Source organism: Streptomyces sp. NPDC006259 (assembly GCF_042870975.1).
Classification (GTDB): Bacteria; Actinomycetota; Actinomycetes; order Streptomycetales; family Streptomycetaceae; genus Streptomyces.
In genome coordinates, this window is sequence record NZ_JBIAHY010000003.1 from 52,832 (window position 1) to 75,215 (window position 22,384).

General features: G+C 72.5%; 23 protein-coding genes. 6 read left to right on the forward strand and 17 right to left on the reverse strand.

Annotated elements, in window-relative coordinates:
• Nucleotides 1-379: 379 nt before the first annotated feature.
• Both ACFYO5_RS11705 and ACFYO5_RS11710 read left to right on the forward strand, forming a co-directional pair.
• Nucleotides 380-931 (forward strand): DUF1697 domain-containing protein, encoded by a 552-nt coding sequence (locus tag ACFYO5_RS11705; RefSeq protein WP_388707309.1) that lies wholly within the window; start codon nt 380-382, stop codon nt 929-931.
• 284 nt (nt 932-1,215) lie between these two features.
• Entirely contained in the window at nt 1,216-1,842 is a 627-nt protein-coding gene (locus ACFYO5_RS11710; RefSeq protein ID WP_388707312.1) for a DsbA family protein, read from the forward strand.
• Between the two features lie 17 nt (nt 1,843-1,859).
• Here the strand turns inward: ACFYO5_RS11710 and ACFYO5_RS11715 are convergent, their stop codons facing one another.
• The 15 genes from ACFYO5_RS11715 to ACFYO5_RS11785 form a co-directional block, all read right to left on the reverse strand.
• A complete protein-coding gene (locus ACFYO5_RS11715) occupies nt 1,860-2,600 on the reverse strand; it encodes a sirohydrochlorin chelatase (protein ID WP_388707315.1) in 741 nt (246 codons plus the stop codon).
• A 5-nt stretch (nt 2,601-2,605) separates the two neighbouring features.
• On the reverse strand, nt 2,606-3,514 hold the full coding sequence (locus ACFYO5_RS11720) for an ABC transporter permease (protein WP_356562479.1): 909 nt from the start codon (nt 3,512-3,514) through the stop codon (nt 2,606-2,608).
• Nucleotides 3,501-4,289, reverse strand: a complete 789-nt coding sequence (locus tag ACFYO5_RS11725; protein ID WP_388707319.1) for an ABC transporter ATP-binding protein — start codon at nt 4,287-4,289, stop codon at nt 3,501-3,503. Before ACFYO5_RS11725 ends, ACFYO5_RS11720 begins: the two co-directional genes overlap by 14 nt.
• A gap of 36 nt (nt 4,290-4,325) precedes the next feature.
• Nucleotides 4,326-5,438 (reverse strand): aliphatic sulfonate ABC transporter substrate-binding protein, encoded by a 1,113-nt coding sequence (locus ACFYO5_RS11730; protein ID WP_388707322.1) that lies wholly within the window; start codon nt 5,436-5,438, stop codon nt 4,326-4,328.
• Nucleotides 5,439-5,660: 222 nt separating this feature from the next.
• Nucleotides 5,661-6,995 carry a sulfate adenylyltransferase subunit 1 gene (locus ACFYO5_RS11735; protein ID WP_388707325.1) on the reverse strand — a complete coding sequence of 445 codons (1,335 nt, stop codon included), beginning with the start codon at nt 6,993-6,995 and terminating at the stop codon, nt 5,661-5,663.
• Nucleotides 6,996-6,997: 2 nt separating this feature from the next.
• Nucleotides 6,998-7,933, reverse strand: a complete 936-nt coding sequence (cysD, locus tag ACFYO5_RS11740; RefSeq protein WP_388707328.1) for a sulfate adenylyltransferase subunit CysD — start codon at nt 7,931-7,933, stop codon at nt 6,998-7,000.
• Nucleotides 7,930-8,466, reverse strand: a complete 537-nt coding sequence (gene cysC, locus ACFYO5_RS11745) for an adenylyl-sulfate kinase (protein WP_356562678.1) — start codon at nt 8,464-8,466, stop codon at nt 7,930-7,932. The genes cysD and cysC overlap by 4 nt, the downstream gene beginning before the upstream one ends.
• 37 nt (nt 8,467-8,503) lie before the next feature.
• Nucleotides 8,504-9,214, reverse strand: a complete 711-nt coding sequence (locus tag ACFYO5_RS11750; RefSeq protein WP_388707331.1) for a phosphoadenylyl-sulfate reductase — start codon at nt 9,212-9,214, stop codon at nt 8,504-8,506.
• Nucleotides 9,211-9,399 carry a hypothetical protein gene (locus ACFYO5_RS11755; protein ID WP_356562489.1) on the reverse strand — a complete coding sequence of 63 codons (189 nt, stop codon included), beginning with the start codon at nt 9,397-9,399 and terminating at the stop codon, nt 9,211-9,213. The genes ACFYO5_RS11750 and ACFYO5_RS11755 overlap by 4 nt, the downstream gene beginning before the upstream one ends.
• The gene (locus ACFYO5_RS11760; protein WP_356562490.1) at nt 9,396-11,093 is read right to left on the reverse strand and encodes a nitrite/sulfite reductase; all 1,698 of its coding nucleotides are present in this window, start codon (nt 11,091-11,093) and stop codon (nt 9,396-9,398) included. Before ACFYO5_RS11760 ends, ACFYO5_RS11755 begins: the two co-directional genes overlap by 4 nt.
• A 182-nt stretch (nt 11,094-11,275) precedes the next feature.
• Nucleotides 11,276-11,359 (reverse strand): putative leader peptide, encoded by an 84-nt coding sequence (locus tag ACFYO5_RS11765; protein WP_309486338.1) that lies wholly within the window; start codon nt 11,357-11,359, stop codon nt 11,276-11,278.
• A 127-nt stretch (nt 11,360-11,486) separates the two neighbouring features.
• Nucleotides 11,487-12,059 (reverse strand): GNAT family N-acetyltransferase, encoded by a 573-nt coding sequence (locus ACFYO5_RS11770; protein ID WP_388707336.1) that lies wholly within the window; start codon nt 12,057-12,059, stop codon nt 11,487-11,489.
• Nucleotides 12,060-12,076: 17 nt separating this feature from the next.
• The gene (locus ACFYO5_RS11775; protein WP_388707339.1) at nt 12,077-13,369 is read right to left on the reverse strand and encodes a hypothetical protein; all 1,293 of its coding nucleotides are present in this window, start codon (nt 13,367-13,369) and stop codon (nt 12,077-12,079) included.
• 278 nt (nt 13,370-13,647) lie between these two features.
• A complete protein-coding gene (locus ACFYO5_RS11780) occupies nt 13,648-14,949 on the reverse strand; it encodes a GAF domain-containing protein (RefSeq protein WP_388707342.1) in 1,302 nt (433 codons plus the stop codon).
• 298 nt (nt 14,950-15,247) lie between these two features.
• The gene (locus ACFYO5_RS11785) at nt 15,248-16,882 is read right to left on the reverse strand and encodes an acyl-CoA dehydrogenase family protein (RefSeq protein ID WP_388707345.1); all 1,635 of its coding nucleotides are present in this window, start codon (nt 16,880-16,882) and stop codon (nt 15,248-15,250) included.
• A gap of 168 nt (nt 16,883-17,050) precedes the next feature.
• Here ACFYO5_RS11785 and ACFYO5_RS11790 point away from each other — a divergent pair, with 168 nt between their 5' ends.
• Nucleotides 17,051-18,217, forward strand: coding sequence for a YihY/virulence factor BrkB family protein (locus ACFYO5_RS11790; protein ID WP_356562499.1), 1,167 nt, complete (start codon nt 17,051-17,053; stop codon nt 18,215-18,217).
• A gap of 88 nt (nt 18,218-18,305) precedes the next feature.
• Here ACFYO5_RS11790 and ACFYO5_RS11795 read toward each other — a convergent pair whose 3' ends face one another.
• Nucleotides 18,306-19,226 carry an NmrA family transcriptional regulator gene (locus tag ACFYO5_RS11795; protein WP_388707348.1) on the reverse strand — a complete coding sequence of 307 codons (921 nt, stop codon included), beginning with the start codon at nt 19,224-19,226 and terminating at the stop codon, nt 18,306-18,308.
• Between the two features lie 80 nt (nt 19,227-19,306).
• Here ACFYO5_RS11795 and ACFYO5_RS11800 point away from each other — a divergent pair, with 80 nt between their 5' ends.
• Nucleotides 19,307-20,317 carry an AraC family transcriptional regulator gene (locus ACFYO5_RS11800; RefSeq protein WP_388707351.1) on the forward strand — a complete coding sequence of 337 codons (1,011 nt, stop codon included), beginning with the start codon at nt 19,307-19,309 and terminating at the stop codon, nt 20,315-20,317.
• Nucleotides 20,318-20,326: 9 nt separating this feature from the next.
• A complete protein-coding gene (locus ACFYO5_RS11805; RefSeq protein ID WP_388707353.1) occupies nt 20,327-21,007 on the forward strand; it encodes a helix-turn-helix domain-containing protein in 681 nt (226 codons plus the stop codon).
• Between the two features lie 13 nt (nt 21,008-21,020).
• Here ACFYO5_RS11805 and ACFYO5_RS11810 read toward each other — a convergent pair whose 3' ends face one another.
• Nucleotides 21,021-21,419, reverse strand: a complete 399-nt coding sequence (locus ACFYO5_RS11810; RefSeq protein WP_388707355.1) for a VOC family protein — start codon at nt 21,417-21,419, stop codon at nt 21,021-21,023.
• Nucleotides 21,420-21,634: 215 nt separating this feature from the next.
• Here ACFYO5_RS11810 and ACFYO5_RS11815 point away from each other — a divergent pair, with 215 nt between their 5' ends.
• Nucleotides 21,635-22,303, forward strand: coding sequence for a ThuA domain-containing protein (locus ACFYO5_RS11815; RefSeq protein WP_388707357.1), 669 nt, complete (start codon nt 21,635-21,637; stop codon nt 22,301-22,303).
• Nucleotides 22,304-22,384 lie beyond the last annotated feature (81 nt).

A 22,384-nucleotide genomic window follows, 5' to 3' on the forward strand; every position in this document is an offset into this window, starting at 1 on the left:
CCCTCGAAGGTATGGCCGGTATAAAGCCATCTCGTCGTGCTGTTCGACGAGGTGTGGGCCGCCGGACTCCTCCCCTCGGACCCCGCCGTCTCACCGCTGGGGAGGACAGCGACCCCCTACATCTATCGCCGGGCCTCGGGGACGACGATCAGGGTCGCGCCCCGCTGTCCGATCCGCCGGACCGGTCCCCGAACGGGATTGCGCAACCTTGTTGAATAAGTCACAGACGCGCGGAGAAGTTGATCCGGCACCCGTCGATCGGCGAAAGTCTCGCGCAACCCCGTTCCACGGACCGGGGATCCGCGGCCGTCGTACCCACGGCCCGAGCGGCCGTCGTGCCCACCCCCCACGGGGCACGACGGCCGCTTACGCTGTCCGGATGACGACGACGTACGCCGCACTGCTGCGCGGAATCAACGTGGGCGGCAGCCGGAAGGTCCCGATGGCGGCCCTGCGGACCCTGATGGAGGGCCTCGGCCACGACGGCGTCCGTACGTACCTCCAGAGCGGCCAGGCCGTCTTCTCCACCGGCCGCCACGGCGACGAGGACGGTCTCGCGCGGGAACTGACGCGGGCGATCGAGAAGCAGTTCGGCTTCACCGTCGACGTGATCGTGCGCGACCACGCGTACCTGAGGGCGGTCGCCGACGCCTGCCCCTTCCCGGCGGCCGACCTGGAGGCCAAGCAGCTCCACGTCACCTACTTCTCCGCCCCCGTCGACGCCGGCCGTTTCGCGGCGATCGACCCGGCCGCGTTCCTGCCCGAGGAGTTCCGGCTCGGCGACCGCGCCCTGTACCTGTACGCCCCCGAGGGCCTCGGCCGCTCCAGGCTCGGCGAACAGCTGTCCCGGCCCCGGGCCCTGAAAGGGCTGATCGCGACCACCCGCAACTGGAACACCGTGGCCAAGCTCGTCGAGATGACCGGGTCCTGAAGCCCGCCGCGTCCGTCTCCCAGGACCCCGCACCCCCCTGCCTGGGGTCGGGAACACGAAGGACGACGAGACCCACCCGTCGTACCCCCGGTGGAGGTCGCCGTGGCGTTCGACGACGTCGAGGACCCTCCGCCGATCCGGTGGCGGTGCCGGACTCCACTTCGGCCTTCGGACGGGCGTCGGCGGCGAGCGACGGGATCCGCGGCAGGGCGCCCCGGTGGACCACGGAAACAGCTCCGCAATGGGCCCTGGCGAGGATCCGATCGCCCACTAGTGTCACCGGCATGTCCCTCAGGTCCCACCCCGTCCCGCCCCGCGTCGACCTCTGGTTCGACCCCGCCTGTCCCTTCGCCTGGATCACCTCGCGCTGGCTGCTGGAGGTGGAACGGCACCACCCCCTCGACCTCCGCTTCCGGGTCATGAGCCTGTACCTGCACAACGAGGGCAACGAACTGCCCGACTGGTACCGCGAGCTGGTCGACAGGTCGATCGGCCCGGTCCGGGTCGCCGTCGCGGCGGCCCGGCTGCGCGGAGACACCGTCCTGCGCGACCTCTACACGGCCTTCGGCACACGCATCCACGTGCGGGGGATCAAGGACTTCGACGCCGTGATCGCCGACTCCCTCGCCGAACTCGGCCTCCCCGCCGACCTGTCGTCCGCCGCCCACGACCCGTCGTACGACGAGGCCGTGCGCCGCGGCCACGAGGCGGGGGCCGAGCCGGACTCCGGCGGCTACGTCGGCACGCCGACGATCCACGTGGACGGGACGGTGTGGTTCGGCCCCGTGCTGCGCGCCGTCCCGCGCGGGGAGCGAGCGGCGGAACTCTTCGACGCGTTCCGGGTGTTGGCGGCCGAACCCGACTTCTTCGAACTGAAGCGGACGCGGGTGGGCGGGCTGTCCCTCGGGTGACGCCCCCGGGCGGCCCGTCAGGCCCCGACCGCCGCCAGTGCCGGGGTGCGGGCCGCGTCGTACCGCTCCAGCAGCACGCGCGCCACCTCGGGGGACGGCCCGAGCACCTCGCCCAGGACGTCCGCCCCCGCCGCGCCCCGGGCGATCCGGTCGGGGAGGAAGCCGGGCGCCAGGACGTACGGGGCCACCGCCACCGTCGAGCACCCCAGTTCGCGCAGTTCGCGCACCGCGTCCTCGGTGCGCGGAAGCGACGCGGAGGCGAACGCGGGTCGCACGGCGCACCAACCGGTGTGCCGCCACTCCCGCGCGATGTCCGCGATCACCGCGATCGCCTCCGGGTCCGTGGACCCAGCCGAGGCCAGCACCACCCCGGTCGAGGACTTGTCGGCAGACGTCAGACCCGCCTCGTACAGCCGCCGTTCCAGGGCGGAGAGCAGCAGCGGGGAGGGGCCGAGCACCTCCGCCCGGCGGATCCGCAGCCGGCGCGGCGCGTCCCGCAGGACCGCCGGCACGTCCGCCTTGGCGTGGAACGCCCGCGTCAGCAACAGCGGGAGCGCCACCACGTCACGCACGCCCTCCGCCGCCAGCGACTCCAGCACCCCCTGCGCGGAGGGGACGTTGAAGTCCAGGAACCCGGTCTCCACGCGCAGCCCGGGCCGCAGCGACCGCACCCGCCGGACGAGGGCGTGGACGGTCGCCGCGTGCCGCGGATCGCGGCTGCCGTGGGCGATGACGAGGAGAACCGGCTGACGGAACACGAGGGTCAGCCCTTCACCAGCAGTCCGCGCCCGCGCAGCACCCGCCGCTCCAACGGGCTGAAGATCAGCAGGTCGATGGCGATGCCGACGAACAGGATAAGGACGATCGCCTCGAACACCATCGCCATGGAGCTGGCGTTGCGCCCGTTCTCCAGGAGCGCGCCCAGGCCGACGCCCAGGTCGGGGGAGGAGGCGATGATCTCCGCCGCCATCAGCGACCGCCAGGAGAAGGCCCAGCCCTGCTTCAGTCCGCTCAGATAGCCGGGCAGCGAGGCCGGCAGCACGATGTGCCAGGCGCCCTTCAGCCCGGTCGCGCCCATCGTGCGGCCCGCCCGCAGGAACAGCGGCGGCACCTGGTCGATGCCGGAGACCAGGCCGTTGGCGATCGAGGGGACCGCGCCGAGCAGGATCACCGCGTACATCATCGAGTTGTTCAGGCCCAGCCAGATCACCGCGGGCGGCACCCACGCCACCGACGGCAGCGACTGGAGGCCGGACAGGATCGGGCCGATCGCCGCACGCACGAACTTCACCCGGGCCACCAGCAGGCCCAGCGGGGTGCCGATGGCGAGGGCCAGCAGGAAGCCCAGCAGACCGCGCGAGACGCTGGTCCAGATGTACCCCAGGAGCTTGCCCTCCAGCCACGCGTCCTTGAACTCGTCGCCCACGTCCGAGGGGGACGGCAGCTTCGCGGGGTCGTCGACGATCTTGAAGGTGATCAGCGCCTGCCAGACCACCAGGACCACCGCGATCGCCACGATCGGGGGCAGGATCTTGTTGACGAAGGTCTGCCGGAAGGACGTACCGGCCGCCGCCGAGGTCTCCAGGGCGTCGAGGCCCGCCTCGACGCCCGCGATGCCGTTGTCGCGGACCGGGGCCTTCGCCGTCGGGTCGGTGGTCTCAGTGCTGGCCATGACGGCGGATCTCCCCACGCAGGACTTCGGTGATCTCCAGGGACAGTTCGGCGACGGGAGCGTCCTCGATGCGGCGCGGCTGCGGAATGCCGACCGTCCACTCGCGAGCGATCCGGCCCGGCCGGGAGGACAGCAGGACGACGCGCTGCGCGAGCCGCACCGCCTCGCGCACGTTGTGCGTGACGAACAGCACCGAGAGACCCGTCTCCGCCCAGATCCTGGTGAGTTCGTCGTGCAGCACGTCCCGGGTGATCGCGTCGAGCGCCGCGAACGGCTCGTCCATCAGCAGCAGCCGGGCGTCCTGCGCCAGGGCGCGGGCGAGCGCCACCCGCTGGCGCATACCGCCGGAAAGCTCGTGCACGCGCTTTCCGTACGACCCCTTCAGCCGGACGAGTTCCAGCAGCTCCTCGGCGCGCTCGCGCCGGTCGTTCTTGGCGACTCCGCCCAGTTTCAGGGCGAGTTCGATGTTCTTGCCCGCGGTCAGCCACGGGAACAGGGCGTGCTCCTGGAACATCAGAGCCGGTCGCCCGTCGGTGCCGATGTGACCGGCGGTCGGGGCGTCGAGCCCCGCCACCAGGTTCAGCAGCGTCGACTTGCCGCAGCCCGAGGCCCCCAGGAGGGTGACGAACTCGCCCGGCGCGACATCGAGGGTGATGTCGTCCAGGACGAGCTGCTGCCCGGCGGGCCCGGAGAAGGACTTCGAGACGTGCTCGATGCGGGCGGCGTACTCCACCGACTCGGTGCCGTCGGCGGCCTTGGCGAGGGTGGTGGCCATGGTCGTCACCTCCTGGGAACTGTCGGGGTTTCGGGGTTACTTGACGCCGAGACCGGCGTCGTCGACGGTGGGCTGACCCGCGGCCTCAAGGACCTTGTTCAGGGGTGCCAGGTCGTAGATGCCGTCCAGCAGCGGGTCCTCCAGCAGACCGGCCTTGACCGCGTGGTCGGCCTCGCTGTTCAGCGTGGCCGCGAGCGGGTCATTGGTGAACTGGATGGACTTCCACGCCGGGTCCAGGATCTCGGCGGGCAGTTCCTTGCCGGAGTCCGCCTTCAGCTGCGCGTTCGCCGCCGCCTTCGCCTCGTCCGGGTTGGCGTTGATGTACTTGTTGATGTCGACCGACGCCTTCAGGACCGCCTCGACGGCCTTCGGGTGCTCCTTGAGGAACTTCTGCGACACGATGATGTTCGTGATCACGAACTTCTTGTCGGGCCACAGGTCGGACTCGTCCAGCAGCACCTTGGCGCCCTCGGCCACCAGCTTCGAGGCGGTCGGCTCCGGCACCCAGGCACCGTCGATGGAACCGGCCTTGTAGGCGTCCGGGGTGACCTTGTTGTCGGTGCGGATGACCGACACGTCGCCCTTGCCGCTCTCCGCGTCGACCTTCCAGCCCTGCTCGGAGATCCAGTTCAGCAGCGCCACGTCCTGCGTGTTGCCGAGCTGCGGGGTGGCGATCTTCTTGCCCTTGACGTCCGCGAGCGACTTGATCTTGGCCGGGTTGACCACCAGCTTCACCCCGCCGGACGCCGAACCGCCCACGATGCGCAGGTTCTTGCCGGCGGACTTGGTGTAGCCGTTGATCGCCGGGGAGGGGCCGATCCAGCCGATGTCGATCGAGCCGGAGTTCAGCGCCTCGATCTCGGACGGGCCGGCGTTGAAGACCTGGTACGACGCCTTGGTGGCGCCCAGCGCCTTCTGGAAGTAGCCCTTGTTCACGCCGACGAGGGCGGTGCCGTGGGTCAGGTTGCCGAAGTAGCCGATCTTGACGGAGTCGAGACCGTCGATCTTCGCGGCCCCGGCGGCGACCTTCTGCGCGGCCGGTTCGTCCTTGGCGTCGGAGCCGTAGCCGCAGGCGGCCAGGGTGAGGAGGGGCAGTGCGGCGACGGCGGCGAGGCCGCGGCGAAGAAGCGTTGAGCGAGTGGCAGGCACGGGAGGTTTTCCCCTCGTTGGCCCGGCGGTCACGGTCTCTCAGGTCGTGGCCGGGAGGTCGGCAGGTTTTCGTCTACGGCGGTGGGGGGTGCGGGCGCGCAGGCAGTGCGCGTACGTCAGCGCACACATCGCGCCACTCCGCCCTGCCCGCTGCCGAGGGCGCCGCTGCCGACGCGGCCGCCCTCCTTCGCGAACGTGGAGTAGTAGTCGGTGGAGTTCACGTCAGAAGTCCCACCCGTCCTCGTCGGCCAGGCTCTTGACCGGCTCGGGGGAGGCGAACGACTCGCCGACCATGCCCGCGGTGAGCGTGGTGCCGTCGCTCGGGTCGATCAGGATGAACGAGCCCGTGCGGCGCGAGTCGGCGTAGGAGTCCACCGGCAGCGGCTCCGCGGCGCGGATCTTCACGCGGCCGATGTCGTTGGCGACGAGCTGTCCCGGGTGCGGGTGCAGGGACAGGTCGGCGAGCGTGAGACGGGACGGGATGTCCTTGACGATGGCCTTGACCGTGCGGGTGCCGTGCCGGAGCAGCACCCGGTGGCCGACGGTCAGCGGCGCGTCGGCGACATGGCAGACGGTAGCCTCGACGTCCTGCGTGGTCGGCGGGGCGTCCTTGCTGGGCACGATCAGGTCCCCGCGCGAGACGTCGATGTCGTCCTCCAGCAGGACGGTCACCGACTGCGTCGTCCAGGCCACGTCGACCGGCGTGCCGAGCAGGTCGATGCCGGCGATCTTCGTGGAGCGGCCGGACGGCAGCACCGTGACCTGCTCGCCCACCCGGAACGTGCCGGCGGCGATCTGACCCGCGTAGCCGCGGTAGTCGGGGTGCTCGGCGGTCTGCGGCCGGATCACGTACTGCACGGGCAGGCGCGCGTGGCAGTGCGCCAGGTCGTGGCTCACCGGCACCGTTTCCAGGTGCTCCAGGAAGGTCGGCCCGCCGTACCAGTCCATGTTCGCCGACGGGTCCACCACGTTGTCCCCGGCGAGCGCCGAGATCGGGATCGCGGTGACCTCGGGAACGCCCAGCTGGCTCGCGTACGCCGTGAACTCCTCGGCGATCGCCGCGAAGACGCTCTCCCGGTACGCGACGAGGTCCATCTTGTTGACGGCGAGGACGACGTGCGGGACCCGCAGCAGGGCCGCGATCGCCGCGTGCCGGCGGGTCTGCTCCACCACCCCGTTGCGGGCGTCGACCAGGATCACCGTCAGCTCGGCCGTGGAGGCACCCGTCACCATGTTGCGGGTGTACTGCACGTGACCGGGCGTGTCGGCGAGGATGAACCGGCGCCGGGGCGTGGCGAAGTAGCGGTACGCCACGTCGATCGTGATGCCCTGCTCGCGTTCGGCGCGCAGGCCGTCCGTGAGCAGCGCGAGGTCGGGGCCCTCCTGGCCGCGGCCCGCCGAGGCGCGCTCCACGGCCTCCAGCTGGTCCGTGAGGATCGACTTGGAGTCGTGCAGCAGCCGTCCGACGAGCGTGGACTTGCCGTCGTCGACGGAGCCGGCGGTGGCGAACCGGAGCAGGGTGGTGGCCGAGAGTTCCTCGGTCGTGATCGTGCTCATGCTTAGAAGTACCCCTCGCGCTTGCGGTCTTCCATCGCGGCCTCGGACACCTTGTCGTCGGCGCGGGTGGCCCCGCGCTCGGTGAGCCGGGAGGCGGCGATCTCGGTGATGACCTGCTCCAGCGTCAGCGCGTCGGAGTCGACGGCGCCGGTGCAGGACATGTCCCCGACGGTGCGGTAGCGCACCCGTCGCTTCTCGACGGACTCGTTCGCCTTGGGGCCGCCCCAGTCACCCGGCGTCAGCCACATCCCGGCCCGCTGGAACACCTCCCGCTCGTGCGCGAAGTAGATCCCGGGCAGCTCGATGCCCTCACGGGCGATGTACTGCCACACGTCCAGCTCCGTCCAGTTGGACAGCGGGAAGACGCGGACGTGCTCACCGGGGGCGTGCCGGCCGTTGTACAGGTTCCACAGCTCGGGGCGCTGGCGGCGCGGGTCCCACTGGGAGAACTCGTCGCGCAGGGAGAACACGCGCTCCTTGGCGCGGGCCTTCTCCTCGTCGCGCCGGCCGCCGCCGAACACCGCGTCGAACCGCTCCGACTGGATCTTCTCCGTCAGCGGCAGGGTCTGGAGCGGGTTGCGGGTCCCGTCCGGACGCTCCTTCAGCACACCCCGGTCGATGTAGTCCTGCACGGAGGCGACGTGCAGCCGCAGACCGTGCCGCTCCACCGTACGGTCGCGGTACTCGAGGACCTCGGGGAAGTTGTGCCCGGTGTCCACGTGCAGCAGGGAGAACGGCACCGGCGCCGGCGTGAACGCCTTCAGCGCCAGATGCAGCATGACGATGGAGTCCTTGCCGCCGGAGAAGAGGATCACCGGGTTCTCGAACTCGCCCGCCACCTCGCGGAAGATGTGCACCGCCTCCGACTCCAGGGAGTCCAGGTGGCTGAGGGCGTACGGGGAGTCCGTGCCCTCCTCGGTCCGTGCGACGGTGGTCACACCAGTCCCCTCTCGTTGAGCAGGGCGTACACCGACGCCGCGGACTCCTTGACGGTCTGGTCCTGGGACTCGATCCGCAGATCGGGCCGCTCCGGGATCTCGTAGGGGTCGTCGACCCCGGTGAGTCCGGTCAGCTCGCCCGCCGCCTGCTTGGCGTACAGGCCCTTCACGTCCCGCTCGCTGCACACCTCGACCGGCGTCGCCACGTGCACCTCCAGGTACGCCGTGGCGCCGTCCTCGTGACGCTTGCGCACCGCCTCGCGGCTGTCGGCGTACGGCGCGATCACCGGCACGAGCGCCTTCACACCGTTACGGGCGAGCAGTTCGGCGAGGAAGCCGATGCGCTGCACGTTGGTGTGCCGGTCCTCGCGGCTGAAGCCGAGGCCCGCGGAGATGAACTCGCGGATCTCGTCGCCGTCGAGCACCTCGACGAGGTGGCCCTCCTCGCGCAGCCGGGCGGCCAGCTCGAACGCGATGGTGGTCTTGCCGGCGCTCGGCAGACCCGTGAGCCAGACGGTGGCTCCGGTCGTCACGTGGTTCTCCAAATCGGTAGGAAGCGCGGTCATGGGGTCAGCCGTGCAGTCCGCACTCGGTCTTCGCGCGGCCCGCCCAGCGGCCGGCGCGCGCGTCCTCGCCCTCCAGGACCCGGCGGGTGCAGGGGGCGCAGCCGACGGAGGCGTAGCCGTCCGTCAGCAGGGGGTTGGTCAGTACGCCGTGCTCCGTGACGTAGGCGTCCACGTCGTCCTGGGTCCAGCGGGCGATGGGGGAGACCTTGACCTTGCGCCGCTTCTCGTCCCAGCCGACGACCGGGGTGTTCGCCCGGGTCGGGGACTCGTCGCGGCGCAGCCCGGTCGCCCAGGCTCGGTAGCCCTTCAGACCCTCCTCCAGGGGCTGCACCTTGCGGAGCTTGCAGCACAGGTCGGGGTCGCGGTCGTGCAGCCGGGGGCCGTGCTCGGCGTCCTGCTCGGCGACCGTCCGCCGCGGTGTGAGGGTGATGACGTTGACGTCCATCACGGCCTCGACGGCGTCCCGGGTGCCGATGGTCTCGGGGAAGTGGTAGCCGGTGTCGAGGAAGACCACGTCCACGCCCTTGAGCACGCGGGAGGCCAGATGGGCCACCACGGCGTCCTCCATGGACGAGGTCACGCAGAACTCCTTGCCGAAGGTGTCGACGGCCCACCGGAGGATCTCCAGCGCGGGGGCGTCCTCCAGGTCGCGGCCCGCCTGTTCGGCGAGCGCCTTCCACTCCTCGGTCGTACGGGATTCCTGAGCCGTCGTCATATCGGGTCCCCTCCGTTGTCGGCTCGCTGAACTCCCCGGGCGAGCAGCCCGAGGAACTTCAGCTGGAATGCGCGACTGCATGCCGCGCATTCCCAGGCACCGTGGCCGCCCTCCACGGCTTCGCTCGGACGAAGGTCCTCGTCGCCGCAGTAGGGGCAGTAGAAGGGCGCGGCCCGCTCGCTCACGACAGGGCCTCCTCGTCGGCCCGCGCGGCCCAGACGGCGAAGCGCTCGCCGTCCTCGCGCTCCGCCTGGAACCGCTTGAGCACCCGCTCGATGTAGTCCGGCAGCTCGTCCGAGGTGACCTTCAGGCCACGGACCTTGCGGCCGAATCCGGCTTCGAGGCCGAGCGCTCCGCCCAGATGCACCTGGAAGCCCTCGACCTGCTCGCCGGCGGCGTCGAGCATCAGCTGGCCCTTGAGACCGATGTCCGCCACCTGGATCCGCGCGCAGGCGTTCGGGCAGCCGTTGATGTTGATGGTGATCGGCTCGTCGAACTCCGGGATACGGCGCTCGAGTTCGTCGATCAGGACGGAGCCGCGCTGCTTGGTCTCGACGATGGCGAGCTTGCAGTACTCGATGCCGGTGCAGGCCATCGTGCCGCGCCGGAACGGGGAGGGCTTGGCGGTCAGGTCCAGCGCCCCGAGGGCTTCGACCAGCGACTCGACCTGCGCCTCCTCGACGTCGAGGACGATCATCTTCTGCTCGACGGTGGTCCGGACCCGGCCCGAACCGTGGGCCTCGGCCAGCTCCGCGATCTTCGTCAGGGTGGCGCCGTCCACGCGGCCGACACGGGGTGCGAAACCGACGTAGAAACGGCCGTCCTTCTGGCGGTGCACGCCGACGTGGTCGCGCCAGCGCTCGACCGGCTGGGCGGGGGCGGGGCCGTCGACCAGCTTGCGCTGGAGGTAGTCGTCCTCCAGCACCTGGCGGAACTTCTCCGGACCCCAGTCGGCGACCAGGAACTTGAGCCGGGCGCGGTTGCGCAGCCGCCGGTAGCCGTGGTCGCGGAAGATGGAGATGACGCCCTCGTGGACGTCCGCCACCTCGTCCAGCGGAACCCAGGCGCCGAGCCGGACGCCGATCTTCGGGTTGGTGGAGAGGCCGCCGCCGACCCACACGTCGAAGCCGGGGCCGTGTTCGGGGTGGTGCACGCCGACGAACGCCACGTCGTTGATCTCGTGCGCGACGTCCAGCAGCGGCGAACCGGAGACCGCGGTCTTGAACTTGCGGGGCAGGTTGGAGAAGGCCGGGTTGCCGACGATCCGCCGGTGGATCTCCTCGATGGCCGGGGTGCCGTCGATGATCTCGTCCTCGGCGATGCCGGCGACCGGCGAGCCGAGGACCACGCGGGGGGTGTCGCCGCAGGCCTCGGTGGTGGACAGGCCGACCGCCTCCAGGCGGTTCCAGATCTCCGGCACGTCCTCGATGCGGATCCAGTGGTACTGGACGTTCTGCCGGTCGGTGATGTCGGCGGTGCCGCGCGCGAACTCCTGCGAGATCTCGCCGATCACCCGCAGCTGCTGGGTGGTGAGCCGGCCGCCGTCGATGCGGACCCGCAGCATGAAGTGCTCGTCGTCCAGCTCCTCCGGCTCCAGGATCGCGGTCTTGCCGCCGTCGATCCCGGCCTTGCGCTGGGTGTACAGGCCCCACCAGCGCATCCGCCCGCGCAGATCGTTCGGATCGATCGAGTGGAAGCCGCGCTTGGAGTAGATCGTCTCGATGCGTGTCCGCACATTGAGACCGTCGTCGTCCTTCTTGAACTGCTCGTTGCCGTTGAGCGGGGTGAAGTGTCCCGCTGCCCACTGTCCCTCGCCGCGGTGACGGCTCACCTTGCGGCGGGGCGCGGAGGCGGCGGGGTCCTGGGGGGTGGCGGCCATGGTGAATACGTCCTTCGGGACAGCGACGGGAAGGGGTCGGGCGCGTGGCGCCGGCCATGAGGGGCGGTGGTCGGGCGACGGGCGGGCGGCTCTGACCTGCGTCGGCGGGTGCACGGGGGCATGCGTGCGCGTCGTTGCGCGGAGGGGAGGCCCGGAAGGGGCTGTCGCGGTGCTTCGGCTCGTCAGCTCGCCGGACAGATGGCGCTGGACATGCGGCCGAGGTCGACGTGGCGCCGACTCACCAAGGCAATTCCAGTTCCGGACATGACGGAAGCGTGGCACGACGATCTGGACACAGTCCAGCTTCGTCCGTCATGTGGACACCCTGGTCCCGCTATGTGAGACCAGGGTGGTGTCGGTCACATGCTGTGCGCGAGGTCTTGTCGACGCAGGTCAGGACGGGTATGCGCCGGGCCAGGGGCCCGGAGCGGCCACCTCCGCCTCCGCCTCGACCCTGGTGTCGAACAGCGTGAACCCGCGGCGCTGGTAGTTGGCCATCGCGTGCTCGCCGTCCAGGCTGCACGTGTGCAGCCACACCCGCTTCGTCGACGGCAGCGAGGGCCAGCGGTCCGCGAGGTCCCAGGCGCGCGCGGCGCCGTACGACAGCAGGTGGCCGCCGATCCGCCGCCCGCGGAAGGCCGGGATCAGACCGAAGTAGACGATCTCGACGGCCCCGCCGTCCTGCGGCTCCAGCTCCACGTACCCCGCGGGCGTCCCCCGGTCGTACGCCACCCAGGTCTCCACGCCCGGCCGGCCCAGATGCTCCCGCCAGCGCGCGTACGTCCAGCCCAGCCGGTCGATCCAGCGGATGTCCCCGCCGACGGACGCGTACAGGAAACGGCTGAACTCGGGCGAGGGCACCTCGGCGCGCACGATCCGCACGTCGCCCTCGGGCGCGGCGGCCGGCAGCAGGTCGCCCGGCGCGGTCTGCTCCAGGGACCAGGTGGTCACGGGGATGTGGGTCATGCCCGTCAGGCAATCATCTACTCCGCCGATCTGTCGATCGAGGCCAGTGGCAGGGCGAACAGCACCCGGCCCGACTGCGTCCACACGTCGCCGGTCTGCGCCCAGTAGGAGAGGGACGCCGTCCGCGGGCTCCAGCAGTCGCGGCTGTCGTCGGCCCCGCAGCGCGCGGCCCGCGCGCCGTCCGCGTCCTGCCGCCACAGCGTCCCGTGCCCGCCCTCGGCGCCACCGGCCCGGCTCAGGTACCAGCCGTCCTCGTACGACAGCACACCGCGCACCCCGGTCGCCTTCGTCCGGTACGCCTCCGTCACGTGCACCCGGCCCGCGAGGTCACCGGCGAGGAACCCGGCCCGGCCGGGCGCGGAGTCGAAGGGGTACCGCCACAGGCGGGCGCCCCGGTCGCCGTCGTCGAGAGTCCACTCCCCGGCGACCAGGCTGTCCGGCGCGGTGCTGCGGTCCAGTGACACGGTGGCGGGGTGCGGCGCGCCGGAGCCGCCGCTCAGCCGGTAGGAGGCCACGGCCGGCAGGACGTACGGGGCGCCGTGCGCCGACCAGCCGCCGGGCACCCGGCCGACCGCCTCGCCGGCCACCGTGGCACGGTGGATGCGGTTGACGTCGTAGACGTACAGCGCGGCCCGGTCCCCGTCGTCGGCGGTCACCAGCAGCTTGTCCTGGTACCAGACCATGCCGGAGACCTGGGAGACCAGCCCCCGGTAGTCGCGGCCCCCGTCGACGGGGACGGCGAGCAGCGCCCAGGTGTAGGCGAGGCGGTTTGGGTCGTCCGCGTCCACGAGCGCGATCCGCGCCAGCCCGTGGTCGGCGACCTGGCCGGAGCCGAGGGACCAGCCGGAGACGATCACCCGGTGGGCGCCCCACAGGCCGTCGTCGTCCGCGTCCCCCGAGGTGGTGACCGCGCCCGGCTCCCAGCCCTCGGTGTCGTCGGCGTTCCAGCAGTAGGCGCGGGTGGCCGCGGGGGAGACCGGCAGGGCCTCGCGCTCGTCCCGCGTGCAGTCGGCCTCCTCGCGCAGCGCACGGCCGGCACCGCTCAGCGCCTCGTCGACACCGACCGAGGGGCCCATGCCCGCGGCGAGCCGGTCCAGGGAGGCCGGCGGTACCGCCTCCTCCGTCAGCCGCAACGCGGCCGTGTCGGCGGAGGACGTGAGGGGTTTCAGCGCGCCCGGACCGCCGGCCACCGTGGCCTGGGAAGCACTGATCATGGTGGCGGCCGCGGTGAGCGCGAGAGCGGTTCCCGCGAGGAAACCGCGTACCGCCCTGCCCCGCCTGCGTCGGCGATGTCGGCCACGCTGTTTCATTCGTCCTCCCGAGGCGGGCCAACTGCGCCTGTTGATCCTTGCGTTGACGGAGGAGCAGGTGGGGTGACCCGTAGAGGGATGCTACGGCAGTCGGCCCCGGATGGGGGCGAAGACCTCGGATCTGTACGGAAGCCGCCGCGCCGTAAGTCGATTTACGGTAGGAAAGCCCCCATCGCGGGCGGGCGGAACCCGCACACCGGCCCCGTCCCGGGCTCCCGGCAGGGGAACGCGGGCTTCGCCCTCCGGCGCACCGGACCGCGTCCCGGCTCCGGCCCCGGTCACCGAGGAGCGGAACCCGTGACGCGTGCGCCCGTCACCGCGGGAGCGGTCGAGTGCGGGAGGAGGTCCTTCGGGTCGTCGGGCAGGAGCACCGCCACCTCCGCCTGCTCGCCGAAGCGATACGGCCGATGCTCCAGAAGCCCTCCGAGATACCGCCGGACCCGCGACATCTCGGCCCGGACCGTCACCCTGCGCGCCGGGTCCCCGAACACCTCCTCGGCCAGCTCCGAGGCACTGCGCCCCGCGCGGTGCACCGCCAGCACATAGAGCAACTCCGCGTGCCGGGGACTCAGTTCGTGCGACCACACACCGGTGCCGCCGGTCACCGTCACCGACCACCGGCGCGGCCGGGTCAGATCCAGCACGATCCTGGTCGCGCCGGGCGCCTCCGGCTCCACCGCCCCGTCGAAGGGGCGCACCAGCCAGCCCCCCGCCAGCGGCTCCAGCGTGCACAACCCCAGCGCAGGCAGCCGACGACGCCCCGGCGAGGGCGACTTGGGCAGCGCGATCCGGCTCGTGTACGGCATCCCGGTCACCGCCGCCGTCCACCCGTCCCGGTCCACCACCACCGCCCGGCCGCCGATCCTGGCCAGCACCGGGGCCGCCACCGCCCGCAACCGCTCCAGCGCGCCCAGGTGCCGCTCGCGCAGCGTCGCCTCGGCCAGTTTCGCCACCGAGTCGACCCAGGCGAGGGTCGCCGGATGCATCGTGTCCAGCGGGCCGCTGACGTCGACCACGCCGAGCAGGCGCCCGCTCCGCGGATCCGTGATCGGGGCGCCGGCGCAGGTCCAGGCGGTGTGCGAGCGCACGAAGTGCTCGGCGGCGAACACCTGCACGGGCCGCCGCACCGCCACGGCCGTGCCCACCCCGTTGGTGCCGACCACGTCCTCCCGCCAGTCCGCGCCCGGCTCGAAACCGATTCCGTCCGCCGCGCGCAGCACCGTGGAACAGCCCTCCCGCCACAGCACCCGGCCGTCCTCGTCGGCGACGACCATGATGTGCCGGGCGGCGTCCGCGACCGACAGCAGGCCCTCGCGCAGCACCGGCAGCACGTCCCGCAGGGGCGACTCCTCCCGGCGCCGCCGCAACTCCTCCGGGCTGAGCAGCCTGGTCCGGGCACCGCTCTCGGGATCGACGCCACTGCGCAGCGTCCGTTCCCAGGACTCCTCGATCACCGGCCGGTGCGCGAGTCCGCCCCGTCGGCCGGCGAGCCTGGCGTCCCGCACCTGACTGAGCATCCTCGCCGCCCGCGCGGCGTCGACGGCGGCGAGTTGCGGCACGTTCAACGGCGACTTCGCCACGGGGCCTCCTGGTGAGCACACGGGCACAGGACCGGATGTCAAGCTCCTGCGCCGACTGTTTCCGGTCTTGCTGGAGGTCCCATACTGCCGTCCGCCGGTGACGGAGGGGCACAGTCCGGTCACTCGATCCGCCCCGTTGCAACCCCCTGCAACCCTGGTCAACCACCACGGGCTGTCCGAAACTTGTGGCACGCCGTCCCGAGCGGCGTTCCTGGCCTCGCAGGGCCATTGCCGCGGGGGTGGTGCCGTGTCGGCGCAGCACCACCCCCGCTCCTGTTCCCGCTTCTCTTCCCGCAGGTCAGGGCAGGGGCCGCGCCCGCTCCACGAGTGCCCGCAGATCCAGGGTGTGGGGCAGCGTGCCGAAGGCGGCGCCGCCGTCGCCGCCCAGCCGCGAGGCGCAGAACGCGTCGGCCACCTCCGGCGGCGCGAACCGTACGAGCAACGACCCCTGCAACACCAGTGCGAACCGCTCCGCGATCCGCCGCGCCCGCGCCTCCGCACCGTCCAGATCGGCCAGTTCGGTCAGCAGGTCCTTGATCGCCGCGTCCAGCCGGTGATCCGCCCCGCGGACCTGCCCCACCTCGTGGAGGAACGCGTTCAGCGCCTGCGGCTCCCGCCGCAACGCCCGCAGCACGTCCAGCGCCTGGACGTTGCCCGCACCCTCCCAGACCGAGTTCAGCGGCGACTCGCGCACCAGCCGGGGCATCCCCGACTCCTCCACGTACCCGTTGCCGCCCAGGCACTCCGCCGCCTCCACCGTCACCGGCGTACAGCGCTTGGTCACCCAGTACTTGGCGGCCGGCACCGCGATCCGCAGCAGCGCCCGCTCCTGCTCGCCGTCGTCGTCGCAGGCGGCCGCGAGCCGCAGGCCGAGAACCGTCGCCGCCTCCGACTCCAGCGCGAGATCGGCCAGCACGTTGCGCATCAACGGCTTGTCGAGGAGCTTCCCGCCGAACGCCTCCCGGTACGCGCAGTGGTGCACCGCCTGCGCGACAGCCGCCCGCATCAGACCCGCCGACCCCAGCACACAGTCGAGGCGGGTCGCCGCCACCATGTCGATGATGGTGCGCACCCCGCGCCCCTCCTCACCGACCCGGCGCGCCCACGTCCCGTCGAACTCCACCTCGGCGGAGGCGTTCGACCGGTTGCCCAGCTTGTCCTTGAGGCGCTGGATCAGGAACCGGTTGTGCGTACCGTCCTCCAGCACCCGCGGCACCAGGAAACAGGTCAGCCCCTCCGCGGCCTGCGCCAGCACCAGGAAACCGTCCGACATGGGGGCCGAACAGAACCATTTGTGCCCCGTCAGCTCGTAGGTCCCGGCCTCGGCCAGCGGCCGCGCGGACGTCGTGTTCGCCCGGACGTCGCTGCCGCCCTGCTTCTCCGTCATCCCCATCCCGAACAGGGCCCCCGCCTTCTGCCCGGCGGGCCGCAACTCCCGTTCGTACGTCGTGGACGTCAGCCGCGGCACCCACTCGGCCGCCAGCTCCGGGTCGGCGCGCAGCGCGGGCACGGCCGCGTGCGTCATCGACAGCGGACAGCCGTTCCCCGCCTCCACCTGCGTCCACACGACGAACCCCGCCGCCCGCCGCACATGGCCGCCCGGCCGGGTCCAGGCCGCGGTCAGCCCCGCGCCGACCCCCTTGCCCAGCAGCCGGTGCCACGCCGGATGGAAGACGACCTCGTCGATCCGGTGCCCGTACCGGTCGTGCGTGTGCAGCTCGGGTGGGTTCTCGTTCGCCTGCGCCGCCCACTCCTGGAGCTGCGCCGACCCGGCGGCCCGGCCCAGCGCCGACAGCTCGCCGCCCGCCTCGTCGAGCAGATCCGGATCGAGGTGGCGCTCCACCGCGGCCACCAGGGCCCGGTCGGTGCCGTAGACGTCGTACCCGGTGAGGGGAGGGGGCTGGTTGGACACGGTGTGCGTACTGCCTGCCATACCGCGAACGTACCCCCGGGTACGCCGGTCATGGCCGCGGGGGCCGCGGAACGCGCCGAGCGGCACCGCGCGCGGGCCGGCCGCCCGTGCGTGCCGCGGCGCGTGGCACGCGGTGACGGCTCACCCTCGGAGGTGAGTGGGGTCCCGTACGGCGGATACCTTTAGGACGTGCAGCCAGCAAGTCAGTCACCCGAGCAACCCGAGGCCCCCGCCGGGCGTCTCCATCGGGCGCGTGCCCTCTACCGGAACGTCTCCAAGCGCAGGACCGCCTGGCTGCTGGTCAAGGACACCGTCAACTCCTGCATCGAGTACCGCATCCTCGGCCTCGCCGCGGAGGCCGCCTTCTTCACGCTGCTGTCCGTGCCGCCGCTGCTGCTCAGCCTCATCGGCCTGCTCGGTTACGTCGACGACTGGACCGGCACCGACACCATCAGCAGCCTGGAGTCCAACCTCCTCGACGCCTCCCGCACGGTCCTGTCCCAGAAGGGCGTCGCCCAGATCGCCCAGCCGATCCTCGACGACGTGATGAAGGGCGGCCGCCCCGACGTCATCTCCATAGGCTTCCTGTTCGCCCTCTGGTCCGGCTCCCGCGCGGTGAACGTCTTCATCGACACGATCACCGTCATGTACGGCCTCGACGGGGTGCGCGGCATCGTCAAGACCCGGCTGGTGGCCTTCCTGCTGTTCGTCGCCGCGCTGCTGCTCGGCGCCGTCGCGCTGCCCCTCATGGTCGCCGGACCCGACGCCGTCGTACGGATCGTGCCGTGGTCGGCGACGCTCGTCCAGGTCCTGTACTGGCCCGTCGTGATCGTCCTGTCGATCGCCTTCCTGACCACGCTCTACCACGTGTCCGTGCCGGTGCGTTCCCCGTGGATCGAGGACGTGCCCGGCGCGCTGGTCGCCCTCGCCATGTGGGTGCTCGGCAGCTTCCTGCTCCGCATCTACCTGGAGAACACCATCGAGGGCGCCACCATCTACGGCTCCCTCGCCGCCGCCGTCGCCGTCCTGCTGTGGATCGGCGTGTCCGCGTTCGCCGTCCTCGTCGGCGCCGCCATGAACGCCGCCATCGACCGCGTCTGGCCGGCCGCCGCGACGGCCGCCGCCCGTGCCGCCAACGAACGGCTGCGGCAGGAGGAGGCCGCCGAGTACGTCGCCCGCCTCGCCGCCGCCCACCCCCACGAGGACCCCGACGACCCCGACATGCCCTCCGAGTTCCCCGAGCGCTGGTCCAGGTTCCTGCCCCCCGAGGACGTCACGGGCCGGCTGCGGACCCACGCGAAGACCTCGCCGAAGGGAAGCGGGGGCGGGGAGGAGTGCCCGCCCCCGGAGAGGTGAGCGCCGGGGACGCGGCGGACGGCGGGGGCGGGACGGACGGCGGGGACGGTGCCCAGGCCGTCCGGCGCGCTCTCCACGAACCGCCTCCTCACCCCCAGACACCCGCCGCCGCGGCCTCCTCCACGAACGCGGCGAAGTCGCGCGGCGCACGGCCCAGGACCTGGCGCACACCGTCCGTGAGCTGCGCGTTGTGCCCGTCGAGCAGCTCCTCGAACAGCTCCACGAGGAAGTCGGCCTCCTCGCCGGGCACCCCGAACCCGACCAGGTGGTCCCGGTACTCCCGCGCCGGCACGGCCCGGTACGACAGCTCCCGCCCGGTCGCCGCGGCGATCTCCGCCACCGCCGCGCCCCACGCCACCAGCCGCGGCCCGGTCACCTCGATCTCCCGCCCCGCATACCGTTCCCCCGAGGTCAGCGCGGCCACCACGACCTCCGCGACGTCCCGTACGTCGATGAAGGGCTCCCGCACCCCCTCGGCGGCCGGGAACACCAGCCCGCCGCTCAGACGGACCTCCTCCGCCAGCGGACCCTCGCTGAAGTTCTGCGCGAACCAGGCGGCCCGCACGATCGTCCAGTCGGCGCCCGACTCCCGCAGCGCCTCCTCGGTCGGCCGCGCCCGCTCCTCGCCCCGCGCGGACAGCAGCACCAGCCGCCGCACGCCCAGGGAGACCGCCTCCCGCGCGATCTCCCCGACCGCCCGGGTCGCCTCCGGCGAGCCGACGTCCGTCGGGAACACCAGGTAGGCGGCGCGCGCGCCGCGCAGCGTCTCGGGCCAGGTCGACCGCTCCCCCCAGTCGAAGCCCGTCGCCCGCGAGGCAGCCCGCACCGTCAGCCCGGCCGCCCGCGCGGCCTCCGCCACGCGCCCGCCCGTGCGACCGGTCGCGCCGGTCACCACCACCGTCGTCCCGGACGCGTCGCGCGCCGCGTCCACCTTCGCGCTCGTGCTCGTGGTCGTGCTCGTGCTCGTCGTCGTGTTCCGGACCGTGTTCCCGGCCGCGCTCTGTGTCATGTCGCCAGTCAACTGCCGTGCGTCGCACGGGCCCATCGCCGAACGGCTCATTCCCATAAGCGCGCGTCTACGCTGGCCGCATGGACGCTGCCCCACGCTCGAACGGGCTCACCCGGGGGGACCCCCTCACCGGCCTCCTGGAGGGTCCACGCGCGCGTGGCGCCCTCATGATCCGCGCGTGTTTCGACCCGCCCTGGGCGGTACGGGTCGAGGACCGCGCCCCGCTCACGGTGATGCTCATGGTGCGCGGCGAGGGCTGGGTCGTGCCCGACGGGGGCGAGGGGATCCGGCTCGCGGCGGGCGACCTCGCCATCGCCCGCGGCCCCGCCCCCTACACCTGCGCCGACGACCCCGCCACGGCCCCGCAGGCGCTGATCCTCCCCGAGGGACGGTGCGCCTACCCCGACGGCCGGTCCCTGAACGGCTCGATGGACCTGGGCGTGCGCGCCTGGGGCGACCGCCCGGACGGCTCCACCCTGCTGCTCATCGGGACGTACATGATGGACGGCGAGATCGGCGGCCGGCTGCTGGACGCCCTGCCGCCCCTGCTGTCGCTCACCCCGGACGTGTGGCCGTGCCCGCTCACCCCGCTGCTCATGGAGGAGATCGGCCGCGACGAGCCCGGCCAGGAGGTCGTCCTGGACCGGCTGCTGGACCTGCTCGTGATCGCCGCGCTGCGGGCCTGGTTCTCCCGGCCGGAGGCGGAGGCACCTGCCTGGTACCGGGCCATGGCCGACCCCGTCGTGGGCCGGGTCCTGCGTCTCGTCCAGGACGACCCGGCCCATCCCTGGACGGTGGCGTCCCTCGCCGTGAAGGCGGGTGTCTCCCGGGCCGGCCTCGCCCGCCGGTTCACCGAGCTGGTGGGCGAACCCCCGATGACCCACCTCACCGGCCGGCGCCTCGCCCTCGCCGCCGACCTCCTGCGCGACACCGACGAGACGATCGGCGCGATCGCCCGCCAGGTCGGGTACGGAAGCGCCTTCGCCCTGTCCAGCGCGTTCAAACGGGTGTACGGGATCAGCCCGCAGGAACACCGGGCCCGGACGGGTACCGGCCTCCCGGCCGGTACCCCCGCGCGGGGCGACGCGTAGCCTGGCCCCGTGTACGAGGAACGGCCCTCCCGGCTCGCCGGTGCGGTGCTGTGGACCAGCACCCCGACGGGCGGCGTCCCCCGTCCCGTGCTGCCCGACGGCTGCATGGACCTGTTGTGGAACGAGGGCCGGCTGCTCGTCGCCGGCCCCGACACCCGCGCGTACGTCCCCGACGGCCCGGCCACGGCCTGGGCCGGCCTGCGCCTCTACCCCGGCACCGCGCCCGCCCTCCTCGGCGTACCCGCCCACGAATTGCGCGACCGGCGGGTTGAGCTGACCGATCTGTGGCCCGCGGCGGAGGTACGGCGGCTGCGCGACGGGATCGAGGCCGCGACGCACCCGGCGACCGCGCTGGAGGAACTGGCGCTCCAACGGGCGGCCCCGCCCGCCCCCGACCTCCGCCGCCTGGTCGACGCCCTCGCAAGGGGCCGCCCGATCGCCGAGACCGCGGCGGAACTGGGCCTCGGAGCACGCCAGTTGCACCGCCGCTCCCTGCACGCCTTCGGCTACGGACCCAAGACGCTGGCCCGCGTCCTGCGCCTCCAGCGAGCCCTGGCCCTGGCCCGGCAGGGCGTGCCCTACGCGGACACCGCGGCCCGCGCCGGCTACGCCGACCAGGCCCACCTCTCCCGCGACGTGCGCGCGTTGGGCGGTACGACGCTGACGCGGCTCCTGCGGGACGACCCTTAGAGGTCGGCACGGCCTACGGCCGGGTCAGGGGTGCGAACAGGTCGACTCCGTGACCGTCCGGATCCTGCACGACGGCGTACCGCTGACCCCAGAAGGCGTCCCACGGCTTCAGCTCGCCCTCGTGGCCCGCCCCCACCAGCTCCTCGTACACCGCGTCGACCTCGGCGGGATCCTCGCAGCGCAGCGCGAGGGAGTGTCGGCCGCCCCGGGAGGGCGTCCGCCGGCCGGGATGGAAGGACCGGACGGTCTCCTCGGTGTCCAGCAACAGCCGCAACCCGCCCGGCAGAGCGGCCTCGGCGTGCGGTTCCCGCTCGGCGCCCTCGGGGAAGGCGAGACCGAGCCGGCGGTAGAAGGCGACGGAGGCGGCCATGTCGGAGACGACCAGGCCGATGGCATCGAATCGTGGACTCATACGGCCACCGTAGGCAGGGCCGCCCGAGGGGTCTTGAAGGAAACGGACCCACCGCACCGCGTCGGATCACGCCGCCCGGGACGGCGTGCCCGCCCTCCGCGTCACGCGACGACGGATCGCCCGTGCGGCAGGACGACCGCACGTGCCCGGCCGGAGAGCGCGGGGCAACCGCTTCCCCCGGGCGGCTCCCCGCCGTCCGCATAGGGTCGGGTGGCATGACCCCCCGCCTGCTCGTGTACACCCGCACCACCGACTACCGCCACGACTCCATCCCGGACGCCGTCGCCGCCGTACGCGCGCTGGGCAGGTACACCGTCGACCACACCGAGGACCCGGCGGCCCTGGAGGCCCCGTTGGACCGCTACGCGGCCGTGGTCTTCCTCTCCACCAGCGGCGAGGTGCTGACCCCGGCCGGGCGGGAACGTCTCGCCCGCTACGTCGACTCGGGCGGCGGCTTCGCCGGGGTGCACGCGGCGGCCTGCACCGAGTACGACTGGCCGTACTACGGCGAACTCCTCGGCGCCCGCTTCGCCCGCCACCCCGCCCTCCAGCCCGGCAGGGCCCTCGTCGAGGACCGCGCCCATCCCGCCACCCGCCACCTGCCGGCCGTCTGGGAGTTCACCGACGAGTGGTACGACTTCCGCACCAACCCCCGGAAGCAGGGCCGAGGGCGGGGCCGCGTCCGCGTGCTGGCCACCGCCGACGAGTCCTCCTACGACGGCGGGCGGATGGGCCCCGACCACCCTCTCGTCTGGTGCCGCGAACAGGAGGCGGGCCGGGTCTTCTACACCGCGCTCGGCCACGCGTCCGAGGCCTACCGGGACCCCGGCTTCGTGGCACATCTGGCCGGCGGAATCGGATGGGCGGCCGGGGTGGAGCGGTGAGGCGGTCCGACACGTCCAGGTCTTGGGGCCGGACACGTCCAGACCTCGAGTGACGTTTCTGCGGTGAACCGCTTGCGCCAT

What these genes read in the sequence shown, in the direction of transcription:
- ACFYO5_RS11815 (WP_388707357.1), top strand. Translation starts at nt 21,635, where the DNA reads ATGACCCCCCGCCTGCTCGTGTACACCCGCACCACCGACTACCGCCAC.
- ACFYO5_RS11795 (WP_388707348.1), bottom strand. Translation starts at nt 19,226, where the DNA reads ATGACACAGAGCGCGGCCGGGAACACGGTCCGGAACACGACGACGAGC.
- ACFYO5_RS11735 (WP_388707325.1), bottom strand. Translation starts at nt 6,995, where the DNA reads ATGAGCACGATCACGACCGAGGAACTCTCGGCCACCACCCTGCTCCGG.
- ACFYO5_RS11775 (WP_388707339.1), bottom strand. Translation starts at nt 13,369, where the DNA reads ATGAAACAGCGTGGCCGACATCGCCGACGCAGGCGGGGCAGGGCGGTA.
- ACFYO5_RS11725 (WP_388707319.1), bottom strand. Translation starts at nt 4,289, where the DNA reads ATGGCCACCACCCTCGCCAAGGCCGCCGACGGCACCGAGTCGGTGGAG.
- ACFYO5_RS11810 (WP_388707355.1), bottom strand. Translation starts at nt 21,419, where the DNA reads ATGAGTCCACGATTCGATGCCATCGGCCTGGTCGTCTCCGACATGGCC.
- ACFYO5_RS11760 (WP_356562490.1), bottom strand. Translation starts at nt 11,093, where the DNA reads ATGGCCGCCACCCCCCAGGACCCCGCCGCCTCCGCGCCCCGCCGCAAG.
- ACFYO5_RS11800 (WP_388707351.1), top strand. Translation starts at nt 19,307, where the DNA reads ATGGACGCTGCCCCACGCTCGAACGGGCTCACCCGGGGGGACCCCCTC.
- ACFYO5_RS11750 (WP_388707331.1), bottom strand. Translation starts at nt 9,214, where the DNA reads ATGACGACGGCTCAGGAATCCCGTACGACCGAGGAGTGGAAGGCGCTC.
- ACFYO5_RS11705 (WP_388707309.1), top strand. Translation starts at nt 380, where the DNA reads ATGACGACGACGTACGCCGCACTGCTGCGCGGAATCAACGTGGGCGGC.
- ACFYO5_RS11720 (WP_356562479.1), bottom strand. Translation starts at nt 3,514, where the DNA reads ATGGCCAGCACTGAGACCACCGACCCGACGGCGAAGGCCCCGGTCCGC.
- ACFYO5_RS11765 (WP_309486338.1), bottom strand. Translation starts at nt 11,359, where the DNA reads ATGTCCGGAACTGGAATTGCCTTGGTGAGTCGGCGCCACGTCGACCTC.
- ACFYO5_RS11710 (WP_388707312.1), top strand. Translation starts at nt 1,216, where the DNA reads ATGTCCCTCAGGTCCCACCCCGTCCCGCCCCGCGTCGACCTCTGGTTC.
- ACFYO5_RS11785 (WP_388707345.1), bottom strand. Translation starts at nt 16,882, where the DNA reads ATGGCAGGCAGTACGCACACCGTGTCCAACCAGCCCCCTCCCCTCACC.
- ACFYO5_RS11770 (WP_388707336.1), bottom strand. Translation starts at nt 12,059, where the DNA reads ATGACCCACATCCCCGTGACCACCTGGTCCCTGGAGCAGACCGCGCCG.